This window comes from Xanthomonas sp. PPL134 (genome assembly GCF_040595915.1).
Taxonomy (GTDB): domain Bacteria; phylum Pseudomonadota; class Gammaproteobacteria; order Xanthomonadales; family Xanthomonadaceae; genus Xanthomonas_A; species Xanthomonas_A indica.
In genome coordinates this window covers 16,615-32,220 of record NZ_JAMDLL010000012.1, presented here as the reverse complement: position 1 = coordinate 32,220, position 15,606 = coordinate 16,615, and the positions used below count along the sequence as shown (strand labels likewise).

The window sequence follows — 15,606 nt, the reverse complement described above, 5'->3', positions numbered from 1 at the left end:
AAGGCGATGGCCGGGCGCGCGCGCTCGTCGTTGTCGCCTGTCCCGGTACGGTTCCCCATGTCGTTTCTTTCGATTCTGCTGCTCGGCATCGCCATGTCGACCGACGCCTTCGCCGCGGCGGTCGGCAAGGGCGCGGCGATGCAGCGGCCGCGCTGGGCCGATGCGCTGCGCGCCGGCCTGATCTTCGGCTGCATCGAGGCGCTGACCCCGGCGCTGGGCTGGGCGCTGGGCCAGGCCGCGGCCAAGTACGTGGTCGCCTTCGACCACTGGATCGCCTTCGGCCTGCTCGGCGCGCTGGGCGTGCACATGATCGTCGCCGGCCTCAAGCCGGAGACCGACGGGCCCGAGGACGCCGCGCCCAAGCGCCACGGCTTCTGGAACCTGGCCGCCACCGGCTTTGCCACCAGCATCGACGCGATGGCGGTCGGCGTCGGCCTGGCCTTCCTCGACGTGAACATCGTCGAGGTCGCGGCGATCATCGGCCTGTGCACGCTGACCATGGTCACCCTGGGCATCATGCTCGGCCGCGCGCTCGGCACGCTCGCCGGCAAGCGCGCCGAGATCGTCGGCGGCGCGCTGCTGATCGCGATCGGCAGCACCATCCTGTTCGAGCATCTGCATGGTGCAGGTTGATCGTCGTGGCGCGCGCTTCGACCGGGATTGGGGATTCGGGATTGGGGATGTGCGGCGACGGTGCGTGCCGATCATGCCGTGACGGCGCCTTGGGTCAGGCCGGCTTGGCGGTGAATTCCAGGTAGGTGGACAGGATGTACTTGTCGCCGTTGCGCGGCGGCAGGCCGGCGTGCAGGAACATCCAGTACGGCGGGAACACCAGCAGGCGCCCGGCACGCGGCGCGATGTCCAGGTCCAGGTCGAGGAAGCGGGTCTGCCCGCCCTCGGCCACGTCGTTGAGATACCACAGGAACACCAGGTAGCGGCCGGTCTCGGCGTCGCAGGCGTCGAAGTGCGGCTGGAAGCGCTCGCCGGCGTCGGCGCGGTAGCGCTTGATCCGCAGGTCGGCCAGGCGCGGACGCCACGGCACCGCGGCGGTCAGCCCGAGCTCGGCGTTGTAGCGGGCCAGCGTCGCGCGCACCTGCTCGATGAAGAAGCCCTGAAACGCGGGATCGGCCAGACGGGTGACGTTGAGTTCGGTCCAGGCGCTGTCGTCCAGCCCGGCGCGCTGGCCGGCGCCATTGCGGCTGTGCTGGGCGGCGCTGTGTTCGAATTGCGCGATCAGTTGCGCGCAGAAGCCCGGCTCCAGTGCCCCGTCGTAGACGCGGACGTAGTGACGCAGGTCGGTGTGGTTCAGGCGCATCGGCATGCTGCCCCCCGCAGCAGAACGGCGCGCCCGGATGGACGCGCCGTGTCGCACGCTCCGGCGCCGCCCACACAGGCGGGCGGCGCCGGCTCCACTCAGAAGCGGTAGGTGGCCCGCATCCAGTAGTAGCGGCCGAGCGTGTCGTAGGTGCTCACGTCGGTGTTCGCATTCAACACGTTGTTCTGGTACATGACCGGCGGCTGCTTGTTGGTCAGATTGTCCACGCCCAGGTCCAGCCGCAGGTTGGCCCCGGCCATGTCATAGCCCACCTGCAGGTTGTGGTACATGTAGCTGCCGTAGTCCAGCACCACGCCCTTGAACGACGCATCGGCGGACATGTTCTGGCTCAGGTCGCCACTGCCGACCTGCACCTTGCCGATCCAGCGCGTGGTCCAGCTCGCATCCCAGTTGCCCAGCTTCCAGCCGACCTGGGCGTGCGCGCGCCAGTGCGTGTAGTTGCCGTAGGACGAGTTGTAGCGACCGGCCATGTGCACCACCGTGTCCCCGGTGTCGATGTCGTAGCGGTGCAGGTAGGTGCTGTCCACGGCCACGGTGAACTTTCCGAACGCGGTCTCCGGCAGCACGTAGTTGGCGCCGAGGTCGATGCCCTGGGTGTTGAGCTTGCCGATGTTCACGACCGGCGTCTGGATGTAGTTGATGTTGCCGGCGCTGACGGTACCCGCGCCGTAGCGGTGGATGTAGCTGCAGTACGGGCTGTTGTCGTCGTTGTAGCAGAGGTCGGCCACGGTCTGCGCGGAGATCGACTGGATCAGGTCGTTGAGCTTGACCTTCCACCAGTCGAGGTTGACCGACAGGCCCGGCACGTACTCGGGGCTGTAGACCAGGCCGTAGTCGAAGGAGGTGCCCTTCTCCGGCTTGAGCTGATAACCGACATAGCTGGACCCGGACACGATGCCGTTGGTCTGCGACAGGCCCGAGCCGGTCCAGCCGGCCGGCACGCCGGCGCAGGCAGTGGCGTGGCCGCTGCCGCTGTAGCCGATGCACGGGTCGACGAAGTTCGGCGAGTCGGCGGTCGGGCCCTGGTAGATGTCGCTGATCGTGGGCGCACGGAACACCTGCGCCGCGGTGCCGCGCACCATCAGGTCGTGGATCGGCCGCCATTCCACCTGGAACGAGGCGCTGTTGTTGCCCGAGCGCACGCTGCTGTAGTCGGAGTAGCGGTCGCTCAGGGTCAGGTTGAGCGCGCCGACCGGGGAGGACTGCTCCAGCACCGGCACGAACAGCTGGGCGTACGCCTCCTTGACGTTGAAGCTGCCGCTCAGCGGCGAGGAGCACGCTTCGGAGGAGACCGCGCAGGTGTTGTCGCTGTTGATCAGCGCATTGGCCGACACCGTGGAGTTCAGGCTCTCCTTGCGGTACAGCGCTCCCACCGCCAGCTGCGCGGCGCCAGCCGGCATCTCCCACAGGCTGCCGTTGGCGCTGGCTTCCCACTGGCGCATGATGGTGGTGGTTTCCTGGCGCGGAATCGATTCGTTGCTCTTCAGCCAGGCGATGGTGTTGGCGTTGTTCTGGTCGAAGATGTTGACCTGCCCGCTGTCGATCGCGCTCTGCAGCGCGGCGTAGTCGACGTAGCCGTGGCTCCAGTTGCGCTGGCGGTAGTGGCCGTAGTTGAAGTTGGCATCCCACACCCAGCTGCTGTCGCCGATGCCGCCCTTCAGGCCGATCACGTCCTGGTCGGTGGCGGTGTCGTAGAAGCCTTCGCGCTGGCCCAGGGTGGTGAAGCGCGAACGGAACTCGTAGCCGTTGGGGCCGAACTCCACGCCGAACGGGTTGTACGGGTTGTTGGCGGCGATGGTGATGCCGTCGTTCTGCGCGTCGAACGGCAGCGGCGCGATCGCGAAGTTCGACATGGTGTGGTTGTGGTAGGCGTTGACGTACGCCTGCATCGAGTCGGTGATGTTGAAGCTGCCGAGCACGAAGCCGCCGACGCGCTGCTGCGGGGTCAGCAGCAGGTTCTCCGCCTGGTAGTTGTAGGCGTCGGCCGAGGCGCTGTAGCACTTGTAGCCGCCGCTGCCGTTGCTGGTCAGCGCGCCGTTGGCGCTGCAGCCGTTGGCCGCCAGGGTCGCCGCCGGCAGCTTGTAGTAGCCGCTGGGCGTGCGGCTGGAACCGCCCTTGTAGACGCTGCCGCTGGACAGGTACATCGCGTACTTGGAGAACGCGCGGTTGGCGCTGGAGACGTCCTTCTGCTTGTTGTAGTCCAGGCCGACCACGACGTTGCCGCGGTCCCAGGTCTTGCCGAAGGTGAAGCTGCCGCCCTGGCGCGCGCCGTCGCCGCGGCTGGTCTGGCCGTAGTTGGCCGAGACTTCGCCGCCTTCGAAGTTCTTGCGCAGGATGAAGTTGACCACGCCGCCGATGGCGTCGGAGCCGTACATCGCCGAGGCGCCGACCTTCAGCACTTCGACATGGTCGATCATGTTGGCCGGGATCGAGTTGACGTCGTTGTTCTGGATGCGGTGGCCGTCGATCAGGATCAGCGTGCGCTGGTCGCCGAGGCCGCGCAGGGAGATGGTCGAGGCGCCGTCGCCGCCGCCGTTGTTGACCTGCGGGTTGGTCGCGGCGCCGGCGATGCCGGGCAGCGCCTGCAGCAGGTCGCCCAGGGTCTGCTTGCCGCTCTGCTGGATCTGCTGGCGATCGACCACGGCGACCGGGCTGGCGGTCTCCACATCCACGCGGCGCACCAGCGAACCGGTGACGGTCAGCTTGTCCAGGGTCACCGGCGCATCGCCGGACGCGGACGCCGCCGGTGCAGCGCTCTGCGCGTAGAGCGTGGCGGGAAGCGTCGCCATGGCCAGGCAAACGGCGTGAGCGAGTCTGTTCTTTGCTACGGACATCGGGAAGACCTCGTGTGATGTGCGACAAGCGCCGGCACTGTGCGCCGCGCGCGAACGTCCCGAACGCACCGAAGGCGCGCGGGTGAAATGGATGCCTCGGGCCAGCGGTCCATTACGGGACCGTCAGGCACTTGTTAGTTTTTTATAAGAAGGGTGTTGTTTCGGTGTGCCGGCGTGCGCCAGCGGCTGACAAAAACGCCGCTACAACCGGGTGCAACGCGCCCTGCGTTTTTGCCGTTCAACCGGCAGACGGGAACGGTTCAGACAAGCGCACGGGACTCAACTGCCGGCGTAGTCCCAGCGATCCAGGAACGGTTGCAGCACCGGCAGCACCGGCGCGAAGGTGTCCCGGTAGGCATGCCAGCGGTCCAGGGCCTTGCGGTTGATGCCTTCCACCACCTGCGCATAGCTGGGCGTGCTGATGAAGCCCTTGCCTTGCGCATGCCGCTGGAACTCCAGCAGTTGCTCCGGTTGCGGCAGTTGCAGGAACTGCCCCAGGCGCGTCACCTGCGCCTGCGGGTCGGCGACCAGATCCTCGTAGCGCAACTCCAGCGTGCGCGGCTGCAGCAGGGCGGCGTGATACAGCCAGAACTCCATCGCGTCGGCATAGCCGCGGGCCAGCCGTGGCAGGCTGGCGCACAGCAGGGCGAAGGCCGGCGAGCGGAACGCCTGCATGTAGCAGCTCAGCAACACGTCGCAGGGATGGCGCAGCGCCAGGATCACCGGCGCCTCCGGGAACAGGCGCCGGATCAGCGGCAGACGCAGCAGGTTCAGCGGGTTCTTGTCGACCAGGCGCTGGCCCGGCTGCAGTTGCACCACCCCGCGCACCGCCTGCCAATACTCGGCGCGCAGCGCGTCGCAGGCGGCATCGTCGAGCTCGCCCAGGCCATCCGGCCAGGCCACGCCGCGCGCCTCCAGGCGATCGGCCAGCCCCTGCAGGAACGGCCGTTCGTCCATCGCCACCAGTTGCGGGTGGGCGTCGAGCATCTGCTCCAGCAAGGTGGTGCCCGAGCGCGGGAAGCCGACCACGAAGATCGGCGAATCCAGCATGGCCGGCGCCGTCACCGGCCGCGCCGCGGCATGGCGCGCCGGATCCCAGCGATGCCGTGCGACCGGCAAGGGCGGCGCATCCGCCGCCGCCAGTTCCGGCACCAGTGCGGCCAGGCCCTCGACTTGGCCGGCATGGCCCTGCGCGCAGGCGTCCAGCGCTTGGTCATACAGGCCCAGGCGATCGCAGACCCGCGCCAAGGCGAAGAACAGGTTGCTCTGCTTGCGCCGGTCCACCGCGCTGCCGGTGGCCAGCAGCCCGCGCAGCAGCGCATGCGCCTGCGGCCAGTGGCCATCGCGCATGGCCAGCACCGCCAGCGCATTGCTGGCGTCCTGACGCACGTCGGGGTCGTCGATCCGCTCCGGCGGCGGCAGCTGCGCGGCGGCCTCACGCGCCTGCGGCAAGCGGTTTGCGCGTTCGAGCACCAGCACCAACCGCGACCAGGCCCGGGCCGGCTGCGCCATCGGCCCCTCGGCGCAGGCGCGCAATAGCGCGCAGGCCGCGTCGGTCTCGCCGCCCTGCGACAACAGCCAGGCCAGTTCCACGGTGGTGTCCGGGTCCAGCGGCGGCCACTGCCGCCAGTCGGCGATGAGCGCCTGCACGCGCTGGAAATCGCCGCATTCGTGGCAGGCCATGGCCGCGTGCACGCACAGCGGCGGCGCCTGCGGCGCCAGCGCATGCGCATCGAGCAGGTGTTCGCGTGCCGCGGCGTAGTCGCCGGCGTCCATCGCCAGCAGGCCCAGGTTGTGGTGCGGCAACGGATCGTCCGGCGCCAGCGCGCGGGCGCGCAGATAGGCCTCGCCTGCCGGGCCGGGTTCGCCGGCTTCGCGCAACGCCGTGCCGAGGTTGTTCCAGTGCGCGACCTCGTGCGGTTCGCGCTCGGCCAGCCCGCGGTACACGGCGGCGGCCGGCGCCGGCTGGCCCTGCATCTGCAGGCTCATCGCCAGCAGGCTGCTGGCCAGCACATCGTCCGGGTGCTGCCGCAGATAGGCGCGGGCACCGTGTTCGAGCGTCTGCGCCTGGCCGGCCTCCAGCGACGCCAGCAGGTCCGGGAGCGACGGCATCGTGGAGGTGTCCGGGGAGGTCATGCGCGGGCGGGTCGTGAGTGATCCACCACCTTAGCCGCCCGCCCGCGCCGTGCGCCACGCCGGCCGCGCCGGCGGCCGCCACACAGCGCATACATTGCCGTTACAAAAGCGCGCGACGGCTCCTAGATCGGATCGTGGTAGGCGGTGAGGAAGGCGCGCAGCGAGGCCGGCTTGACCGGTTTGGTCAGCAGCCGGTAGCCGCGCTCGCGCGCCTGCAGCTTCAGTTCGTCGCGGCCGTCGGCGGTGAGCAACGCGCCGGCCACCGGCCCGGGCATCGCCTCGCGCAGCGCATCCAGGGTCTCCAGGCCGTCCAGCCGGTCGTGCAGGTGGTAATCGACCAGCATCACGTGCGGCGCGCGCGCGGCCTGCGCCAGCGCCTCGTCCACGGTGCTGGCACAGATCACCTCCACCTGCCAGCGGCCGAGCAGCGCGCGCATGCCGTCGAGGATTTCCTGGTCGTTGTCCACGCACAGCACGCGCAGCCCGGCCAGCGAATCGGCCGCGGACGCCGCGCGCGCCGGGCGTTGCTGCGCCTGCGGCGGCGGTGCCGCCCGCGGCACGGTGATGGAGAACATGCTGCCGTGGCCGACGCGGCTGCGCGCATCCAGGTCGTGGCCGAGCAGGCGCGAGATGCGCTGGCAGATCGACAGGCCCAGGCCCAGCCCCTGCTCGCCCCAGTCGAACGGCTGCTGGTAGCGCTGGAATTCGTCGAAGATCTGCTGCATGTGGTGTGGCGGGATGCCCGGGCCGGTATCCCAGACCTGCAGTTCCAGCGCCGCGCCGCGGCGGCGCATGCCCAGCACGATGCGGCCCTGGCGGGTGTAGCGCAGCGCGTTGGCGAGGAAGTTCTGCAGCACCCGCCGCAGCAGCCGGCGGTCACTGCGCACCCACAGCGGCCGCGCGTACACGTGCAGGCGCAGGCCGCGGCCGGCGGCGATCGGGCTGTACTGCGCGGCCAGTTCGCGCAGCAGCAGGCCGGCATCGACGTCCTCGATGGTCGGGCGCAGGCCGCCGGCATCCAGCCGCGACACGTCGAGCAGGCCGTCGAGCAGCTCCTCGGCCGCACGCAGCGACGCGTCCACGCGCTCGGCCAGATGCCGCTGCTCCTCGTTCTGGTGCGCATCGCGCAAGGCGGAGGCGAACAGCCGCGCGGCGTTGAGCGGCTGCAGCACGTCGTGACTGATCGCGGCCAGGAAGCGGGTCTTGGATTGCTGCGCCAGTTCGGCCTCGCGCGAGCGCTCGGCCACGCGCTGTTCCAGGGTCTCGTTGGCCTCAAGCAGCGCCTGCTCGGCGCGCTTGTAGTCGGTGATGTCGTTGTAGCTGGTGACGTAGCCGCCGCCGGGCAGCGGCTGGCCGCGCATCTCGATCACCTTGCCGTCGCTGCGGGTGCGTTCGAACACGTGCGGGGTGCCGGCGCGCATGTGCGCGATGCGGCGGGCGATCTGGTCCTCCACCTGGCCGCCGCCCAGTTCGCCGCGCTCGGCGTTGTAGCGGATCAGGTCGGCGACCGGGCGGCCGACGTAGAGCATGCCGTCGGGATAGCCGAACATCTGCTGGTAGCGGCGGTTCCACGCGGTCAGGCGCATCGCCGGATCGACCACGCTGACCCCGGCGCTGATGTTCTCCAGCGTGGTGGACAGGATCTCGCGGTTGAAGCGCAGCTCCTGCCCGGCCTCGTCGAGCACCGCCACCACCTCGCCCAGGTCCATGCCCGAGCCGCGCAGCAGGCTGGTCAGCACCAGGCGCGCGGAGGCCGCGCCGATCGAGGCGGCGAGCAGGCGCTCGGTGAACTGCACCCAGACGCGGTCGGCCACGGCGGTGGGCTGCGGCTCGCGGCCGAGCAGTTGCGCCTGTTCGGCGAAGGCGCGGCGGGCGTGGCGCTCGCCGACCATGCGTTCGGCCAGCGCCTGCAGGTCGACCACGCGCACCTGCCCGAGCCAGTCGCCGGCCACCGCCGGGCGCTGCGAATACGGCTCCAGAAACGGTGCCGCACGCAGGCGCTCGTCCAGGCCCGGGCGCCAGCGCGCCGACACCAGCATCATCGTGCCGACATTGACCAGCAGCGACCAGAACGTGCCGTGCGCCAGCGGATCCCAGCCGCTCATCCCGAACAGCTGCTGCGGGCGCAGCCAGGAAATGCCGAACGGCCCGTCCAGCAGCCAGGCCGGCGCCAGCCAGCCGGCCTGGGTCAGCGCCGGCAGCAGCAGCGTGTAGATCCAGGTGGCGAAGCCCAGCACCATGCCGGTCTCCACGCCCTTGCGGCTGGCGCCGCGCCAATACAGCCCGCCGATCACCCCCGGCGCGAACTGCGCCACCGCGGCGAAGGCCATCAGCCCGTACGAGGCCAGCGTGGTGTCGTTGCTGCTGCTGCGGTAGTAGCCATAGGCGATCAGCGCCAGCAGCAGGATCGCCAGGCGGCGGATCCACAGCACCTTCGAGGCCACGTCGGCGCCGGCGGCCTGGTGCCCGCGGCGGCGCAGCAGCACCGGCATCACCAGGTCGTTGCTGATCATCGTCGCCAGCGCGATGCTGGAGACGATGACCATGCCGGTGGCCGCGGAGAAGCCGCCGACGTAGGCGACCAGCGCCAGCGCGGTGCGGCTTTCGGCCAGCGGCAGCGCCAGCACGATGCTGTCGTCGGCCACGTCGCCGCCACCGAACAGCGCGATGCCGGCCGCGGCGATCGGCACCACCATCGCCGAGATCAGCACCAGGTACAGGCCGAACAGCCAGCGCGCCTTGCGGATGTCGCCAATGTCGCTGCACTCCACCACCGCCACGTGGAACTGCCGCGGCAGGCACACCAGCGCCAGGAAGCTGAGCAGGGTCTGCGAGATGAAGCCTACCGGCGGGGTGTTCTGGAACAGCGTGCGCGTCGACGCCAGCACCTGGCCGCCGTCGCGCGCGGACAGCCAGACATAGGCGAACACGCCCACCGCCACCATCGCCAGCAGCTTGACCACCGACTCCAGCGCGATCGCCAGCATCATGCCGTGGTGGTGCTCGGTGGCATCGACCTGGCGGGTGCCGAACAGCGTGGCGAACAACGCCATGCCCAAGGCCACGTACAGCGCCGGATCGGCGTAGAACGGCGCGCCGGCGCTGGACTGGCCGCTGAGCACCTGCAGGCTCATCGCCACCGCCTTGTACTGCAGCGCCAGGTACGGCACCACGCCGATCAGGGCGATCACCGCCACCAATGCGGCCAGGCGCCGCGAGCGGCCGTAGCGCGAGGAGATGAAGTCGGCGATGGACACGGTGTTCTCGCTGCGCGCGATCAGCGCCAGGCGCTCGACGATGCGCCAGCCGAACAGCAGCATCAGCAACGGGCCCAGGTAGATCGGCAGATAGCCGGCGCCGTTGCGCACCGCGCTGCCGACCGCGCCGTAAAAGGTCCACGATGAGCAGTACACGGCCAGCGCCAGACTGTACACCGCCGGCCGCAGCCACGGCCGCTCCGGGTACAGCGGACGGCGATCGCCCCACCACGCCACCGCGAACAGCAGCGCCGCATAGCCGACCGATACCAGCAGCAGGATCCAACTGGAAACCAAAGGCGAGTCCCCCCGACGATGCGTGCAGTCTAGAGGGTGGGATGCGTTTCGGCGTAGTCGGGCGTTCGGCTCGCTGCGTCTCGCCCGGGCTGCGCGTGCACCAGGCTGGTTGCCGCGATGCTGTTGCTGTTGCTTTATGGATCTCCGGGCGCGGCAGCCACGGCGATGTGTGCTTGACCAGCCTGCGGCTGTGGTGGAGTGCTTCTTTTAGTTACTTTTCTTTGCACAAGCTAAAGAAGTGCTTCTCAGCAGCCGAAGGCTGATCAAAGTAACTAGCCCTCAGGCGAAAGTCGTTGCAACCACCACAGCCCGGGCAAAAGCCAGGGCAAAGGCAAAGCTTTCGCCTTGCGGCGAGTTACTTTTCTTTGCTCGCGCAAAGAAAAGTAACCAAAAGAAAGCGCGCCCTGCCTACGCGTCCTCCGCGCTGCGCGCTCCGGGTCCGCGTCCAGCCCGGGGATCCGCGGAAGGGGCATCCTGCCCCTGCCGCGGACGGCGCACGTCCATGTGCGCCGCCCTTCGGGTTTTTCCCCGCGCTGGCCGCCGCTTCGGAAGGGAGCCCGATAATGCAAAGGCAACAACCGAAGCAACAGCAACAGCCATCATGGAGCTGCAATCCATGCGTAGGAGCGGCTTCAGCCGCGACCAACGAAGCCGCGATGGTCTAAAGACCCGCCCTGCGCCTCGCGCCCTAGCTTTCTCCAAGATGCCTACTCCCACGGCAGCAACCGCTTCACGCGCCTGCCTGCCGTGTCCAGCGCGGGCAACATCCAACCTGCAGCCAGCCACCGCCGCCCCACCGGCGCTCGGGCTAAGATGCGCGCGGTGACCACCTGCGCCCGCCCCCGCTGATGTCCGGCATCCCGGCCGCCGTGCCGACGCCCCCGCCGTCGCTGCAGCAGCAGACGCAGCGCCTGCACACGCAATTGCAGCAGGCGCAGACGCGCCAGGCGCAGGCCGAGGCGGAGGTGGAGCGGCATCTGCCGGCGGTGGAGCAGGCGGTGGCCGCGATACGGCGCCGCTTCATGGCGCACGCCAGGACCGCGGCGCGGGCGGCGGTGCGGCGCGAACGCCGCCGCGCCTGGGGGCCGGCGCTGCTGCTGCGGCCATTGCTGCCGGACTGGCGCTGGCGTGCGGCCTTGATCGGCATGCTGGTGTTGGTCCTGCCGTGGACGAGCGCACACTGGCTGGGCGAGACGCGCGGCTTCCTGGACTGGTGGCGGCAGGTCGGCCTGCACGGCGATGGTGGCCTGCTGCTGCAGAGCCTGCTGCCCTCGCTGTTGGCGTACGGCCTGCTGGCCGCTGCCGGCGCGCAGTTGCTGGCCTGGCACCATAGCCATGCCGAGCGGCGCGCGCTGCAGGCGTTCGCACGCACGCCGCTGGCGCTGGCGCAGGTGGCCGACGCCGGGCAGCGCGATGCGGGGCCGACGTATGCGGTGACCCGCGCGCCATGGCCGCAGCGCGCCCTGCACGGCCGTTGGACGGTGCCGGCCACGCACGGCGCTCTGTCCGGTGCACGCCTGCTCGCCTTGCACGACGGCGCCGCGGAACCACGCCTGCTCGCCCTGATCGTGCTGCCCGGCGGCGACCATGCGGCGGCCTGCATCGTCCTCGACCCCACCGTGACCGAGGCCGCGCCGCAGGCGCTGCACGCGGTGGCGCTGGCGCTCGCGCAGGACGCGATGGAGGACGCGGCCCCGATCGCCCCGCTGCACGAGCATGTGCAGGCCTGGGATGCCGCGCACGGCCAGCAACGCGCGCTGCAGCAGCGGCTGCAGAGCCTGGACGCGGTGCAGCGGCATTGGGCCGACATCGCCCTGCCCGACACCACGCTCGATCAGATCCTGAAACTGATGGACCTGTTCGTGTCCGGACGCCAACCGGCGCCGAAAGGCATGCTCCTGCACGGGCCGCCGGGCACCGGCAAGACCCTGATCGCGCGCAAGCTGGCACGCCATGCCGGCTGCCACGTCGAGGCGCTGGGCGTGGCCGACCTGAAGGCCGCGCATGTCGGCCATACCGGCCCCAAGGTGCAGGCGATCTGGCAGCGCTGCCGCAAGCACGCACCGGCGATTCTGTTCATCGACGAATGCGAAAGCGTGTTCGCACGCCGCGGCAGCGCCGACAGCGACAGCTTCAGCGCCGAACTGGTGCAGACCTTTCTCGCCGAATGGGACGGCTTCCATGCCGCGCACGGGCAGGTGCTGGTGATCGGCGCGACCAACCGCCCGGCGCTGCTGGACGACGCGATCCTGTCGCGCTTCACCGCCAGCATTGCCATCGGCCTGCCCGACGCCGCGGCGCGCGCCCGCATCCTCGGCGCCGAACTGCGACGTGCCGGTTTCGCGCTGGAGCCGGACACGCAGGTGATCGCCGACAGCAGCGGCCTCTCGGGCCGCGACCTGCACACGCTGGTCGCGCGGGTGGCCGCCGAGTGCGTGGACGGCACACTGGACAACGCCACCTTGCTGACCCAACTGCGCGCGCTGCGCGGCAAAGGCTCCACCGCCGTCGCCACGCTCGGCTGGGACGACATCGTGCTGCCGGCGGCCACGGTCGAGGAGTTCGTCGGCCTGGGCAAGGAACTGCGCAATGCCGAGACCCTGGCCACGCTGGGCGTGCCGGTGCCACGCGGCATCCTGATGGTCGGCCCGCCGGGCACCGGCAAGACCCAGGTCGCGCGGATCCTGGCCAGCCAGTCGGGACTGGCCTTCATCGCCCTGAGCAGCGCCGACCTCAAGGCCGGCTATCTCGGCCAGTCCGGCCAGCGCGTGCAGGCCGCATTCGAGCGCGCGCGGGCGCAAGCGCCGTGCATCGTGTTCGTCGACGAACTCGACATCGTCGCGCCGGCGCGCGGTGCCGACGGCGACGACGCCTACACCCGCGAGATCGTCGGCCAGCTGCTGCAGGAACTGGACGGCGTCGCCAGCCACGCGGGCCAGGTGTTCCTGCTGGCCGCCAGCAACCATGCCGCCGCGATCGACCCGGCGCTGCTGTCGCGGCTGGACCGGCAGATCGTCATCGCTCTGCCCGACCGCGATGCGCGTGTCGCCATCGTCGCGCGCCTGCTGCGCGGCAAACCGCTGGATCTCGACGCCGACGCCGCGGCGGCCTGGGTTGCCGATCGCAGCGAAGGCCAGTCCGGTCGCGACCTGCAGACCTGGATCAGCCGGGCCATGCGCCGCGCCGTCCGCCGTGCTTTGCAGGAGAGCGACGACGCCTCCGGCACGCGGCTGCAGTGGGACGACCTGGTCGAGACGGCGAACGCGACGACGTAGACACCTCGCGGGAAGATGCAAGCGCGGGGTGCGGAACCAGGAGTGCAGGCTGGCGTCCCTGTGGGAGGGGCTTCAGCCCGACGCCATGGCCCAGGCAGAACCCGGTTCCCCCGGCGCGCCCACCAACCGCAAGATGCCAGGACTGGTGCACGACCCGGTTACAGCTGCACTGCACGTCCACACAACGCCCACGCTGGCATCATGCGCCAGACCCCACAGGACCGCACCACGTGACCGAACCCGCCTCGTCCCTTTCGCCGCGCGCCGAAGCCATCGTCGTGATGGGCGTCTCCGGCAGCGGCAAGACCAGTGTCGCCCAGGCCCTGGCGGCGCACTACCGGCTGACCTTCCTGGACGCGGACGATTTCCACAGCACCGCCGCCAAGGCACAGATGGCGCACGGCATCCCGCTCAGCGATGCACAGCGCGCGCCCTGGGTCGCGGCCCTGGCACAGCGCCTGCGCGCATCGGTCGATGCCGGGCAGAGCGTCGTGTTGGCCTTTTCCGGGCTGCGCAAGGCACATCGGCAACAGCTACGGGACACTGCGGTGCCGATGCGTTTCGTGTTCCTGCATGCGGCGGCGCATGTGATCGCCCAACGCCTGGCTGCGCGGCATGGCCACTTCATGCCGCCGACGCTGCTGCAAAGCCAGCTCGACACGCTGGAACTACCACTGGACGAGCCCGACGTGATCTCGGTGGACGTGGACGCGCCGTTCGACAAGGTCGTGACCGATGCCATCGCGCAGTTGGATGCCACCGTGACGATCGCCTAGGTTGGTGCCGGCGCCGCCTCAGCAGGAGAGGCGGTGCCTGGCGCGGTGGTGCCGCAGGATCGGACGCACCAAACAACGCCACCACATGACCACGCCCAGCCACGACGATCCCGACACCACGACATCGGGATCGCGCGCACCGGCCGCTTGCAACTCAGCGATGCGGCGCATGCTCGGCATGCCGCACCGGCTCATGGCGATTGGTGAACAACGGGACCAGTTGCCACAGCGCCGAGAGACCGACCAGCGCATAGACCACGCGCGACAGCGGCGCGTCCTGGCCACCGAACAGCGCCGCGACCAGGTCGAACTGGAACAGGCCGACCAACCCCCAGTTGAGCCCGCCAACAATCAACAGAACCAGGGTGACGATGTTGAGCACTTTCATGGCGGCATCTCGACGTAGGGAGAACCTGCAGCCTGGGTCGCGCTGCATTCCCGTGATGCGAGTGCGGTGTGTGTGCGGCATGAATGCGTGCAATGCGCTGCTTGTGCGTGGTCGGCGAATGCCGCATGCACTGTGCTGTGGCGGTGACCGCGTGGGCTCTTTCCAATTTGAGTGAGTAGGGATGGTGCGTGCTGCTGTGGGCACTGCTCTTTCCCAATCCGGGAATAATCCTGGCTGGGACGTAATCGTCTTCGCACCAATGAGACCGCGCGTCGGGACTGAAGTCCCTCCCACAATGGCATGCCAGCTGGCCGTGACGCTGCGTGTCGGAAGCCACTTCGCTATCCCAGCGCCTCCTCACAGGATGCGTCTTGCGACGGTTCCCAGCACAGTGACGCGGCGCGGAACCTGGCTCGTTTTTTTGAGTGTCGCGGGTAGCACCACACGAGCATCAACCGCTTTTCGTAGGAGCGGCTTCAGCCGCGACGAACGAGAAGAAGAAGATGCCTCAGCCACTCCCGCATTCGAGCCGAAGCGTCTTCCATCACGAGGGCATGCAATGCGATCAGCTTACGGCGACCGGCAAGGCGCTGATTTCGTGCAACTTGCAGAGCGACGATGCCCACACGCGCCGCACTACTAGCGCTGCCTCACCCGCCCCGCCAGGAAGCGCGACACGTTCGGCTCGTCGGGCACATGCCAGCGCCACGGCGCCTCCATCGCCTTGCTGATGCCGATCCGCGTGGTGACGACCGGCGCGGCAGGCGGCGGCGTCCCGTCCTGACCCAGCCAGAGGCGCGACTGCCGCGTGGTCAGGTCCAGCCCGTTGTCCGCGCCCGACACGCCCAGCGCCTTGGCCAGCCGCCCCGGCCCACGGGTGAGATCGGCCGTGCGCACCGCACCGCGTGCCAGCTGCATCGCCTCGACCCCGGCCACCGGTGCCAGGGCGCGGATCAGCACCGCATGCCCCGGCGCACCGCCGCACACCGCATTGAGCGCCCAATGCATGCCGTAGATGAAGTACACATACAGATGCCCGGGCGGGCCGAACATCACCCGCGTGCGCGGGGTCATGCCCCGGAACGAATGCGCCGCCGGATCCTCCGCACCGCAGTAGGCCTCCACCTCGACGATGCGCCCGCAACGGCCATCGGCGGTGACGAGCAAGGTGTTCAACAACTCCGGCGCGACCTCGCGCGCATCGCGGGCGTAGAACGCGCGTGGCAGTGGCGTAGCAGCTAGAGGTTCCATCGGATCAGTCTAAGCGCTGCATCGCAGTGGCGGAGTGCGCCGCGGCCGGTGCATTC

The 15,606-nt window shown here is 69.6% G+C and carries 9 protein-coding genes; 3 read left to right on the top strand and 6 right to left on the bottom strand.

Annotated features, from left to right (window positions below):
• Positions 1–57 precede the first annotated feature (57 nt).
• Positions 58–633 (top strand): manganese efflux pump MntP family protein, encoded by a 576-nt coding sequence (locus M3U25_RS17315; protein WP_355502855.1) that lies wholly within the window; start codon positions 58–60, stop codon positions 631–633.
• A 94-nt stretch (positions 634–727) separates the two neighbouring features.
• On the opposite strand, the gene M3U25_RS17310 is transcribed toward M3U25_RS17315, so the two are convergent.
• From M3U25_RS17310 to M3U25_RS17295, 4 genes are all read right to left on the bottom strand, one after another.
• Positions 728–1,315, bottom strand: coding sequence for a 2OG-Fe(II) oxygenase (locus tag M3U25_RS17310; RefSeq protein WP_355502893.1), 588 nt, complete (start codon positions 1,313–1,315; stop codon positions 728–730).
• Between the two features lie 98 nt (positions 1,316–1,413).
• A complete protein-coding gene (locus tag M3U25_RS17305; RefSeq protein ID WP_355502858.1) occupies positions 1,414–4,125 on the bottom strand; it encodes a TonB-dependent receptor in 2,712 nt (903 codons plus the stop codon).
• A 324-nt stretch (positions 4,126–4,449) separates the two neighbouring features.
• Positions 4,450–6,282, bottom strand: coding sequence for a sulfotransferase (locus M3U25_RS17300; protein ID WP_355502860.1), 1,833 nt, complete (start codon positions 6,280–6,282; stop codon positions 4,450–4,452).
• A 146-nt stretch (positions 6,283–6,428) separates the two neighbouring features.
• A complete protein-coding gene (locus M3U25_RS17295) occupies positions 6,429–9,860 on the bottom strand; it encodes a PAS domain-containing hybrid sensor histidine kinase/response regulator (RefSeq protein WP_355502863.1) in 3,432 nt (1,143 codons plus the stop codon).
• 848 nt (positions 9,861–10,708) lie between these two features.
• Between M3U25_RS17295 and M3U25_RS17290 the strand changes: the two genes are divergently transcribed.
• Together M3U25_RS17290 and M3U25_RS17285 are read left to right on the top strand one after the other, a co-directional pair.
• Complete coding sequence (locus tag M3U25_RS17290) at positions 10,709–13,135, top strand: AAA family ATPase (RefSeq protein WP_355502865.1); 2,427 nt, start codon at positions 10,709–10,711, stop codon at positions 13,133–13,135.
• Positions 13,136–13,416: 281 nt separating this feature from the next.
• On the top strand, positions 13,417–13,911 hold the full coding sequence (locus tag M3U25_RS17285) for a gluconokinase (protein WP_355502896.1): 495 nt from the start codon (positions 13,417–13,419) through the stop codon (positions 13,909–13,911).
• A gap of 154 nt (positions 13,912–14,065) precedes the next feature.
• Here the strand turns inward: M3U25_RS17285 and M3U25_RS17280 are convergent, their stop codons facing one another.
• Both M3U25_RS17280 and M3U25_RS17275 read right to left on the bottom strand, forming a co-directional pair.
• A complete protein-coding gene (locus M3U25_RS17280; RefSeq protein WP_048492074.1) occupies positions 14,066–14,299 on the bottom strand; it encodes a DUF378 domain-containing protein in 234 nt (77 codons plus the stop codon).
• Between the two features lie 639 nt (positions 14,300–14,938).
• A complete protein-coding gene (locus M3U25_RS17275) occupies positions 14,939–15,550 on the bottom strand; it encodes a DNA-3-methyladenine glycosylase (RefSeq protein WP_355502868.1) in 612 nt (203 codons plus the stop codon).
• Between the last annotated feature and the right edge of the window lie 56 nt (positions 15,551–15,606).

What these genes read in the sequence shown, in the direction of transcription:
- M3U25_RS17290 (WP_355502865.1), top strand. Translation starts at nt 10,709, where the DNA reads ATGTCCGGCATCCCGGCCGCCGTGCCGACGCCCCCGCCGTCGCTGCAG.
- M3U25_RS17280 (WP_048492074.1), bottom strand. Translation starts at nt 14,299, where the DNA reads ATGAAAGTGCTCAACATCGTCACCCTGGTTCTGTTGATTGTTGGCGGG.
- M3U25_RS17285 (WP_355502896.1), top strand. Translation starts at nt 13,417, where the DNA reads ATGGGCGTCTCCGGCAGCGGCAAGACCAGTGTCGCCCAGGCCCTGGCG.
- M3U25_RS17300 (WP_355502860.1), bottom strand. Translation starts at nt 6,282, where the DNA reads ATGCCGTCGCTCCCGGACCTGCTGGCGTCGCTGGAGGCCGGCCAGGCG.
- M3U25_RS17310 (WP_355502893.1), bottom strand. Translation starts at nt 1,315, where the DNA reads ATGCGCCTGAACCACACCGACCTGCGTCACTACGTCCGCGTCTACGAC.
- M3U25_RS17275 (WP_355502868.1), bottom strand. Translation starts at nt 15,550, where the DNA reads ATGGAACCTCTAGCTGCTACGCCACTGCCACGCGCGTTCTACGCCCGC.
- M3U25_RS17305 (WP_355502858.1), bottom strand. Translation starts at nt 4,125, where the DNA reads ATGGCGACGCTTCCCGCCACGCTCTACGCGCAGAGCGCTGCACCGGCG.
- M3U25_RS17315 (WP_355502855.1), top strand. Translation starts at nt 58, where the DNA reads ATGTCGTTTCTTTCGATTCTGCTGCTCGGCATCGCCATGTCGACCGAC.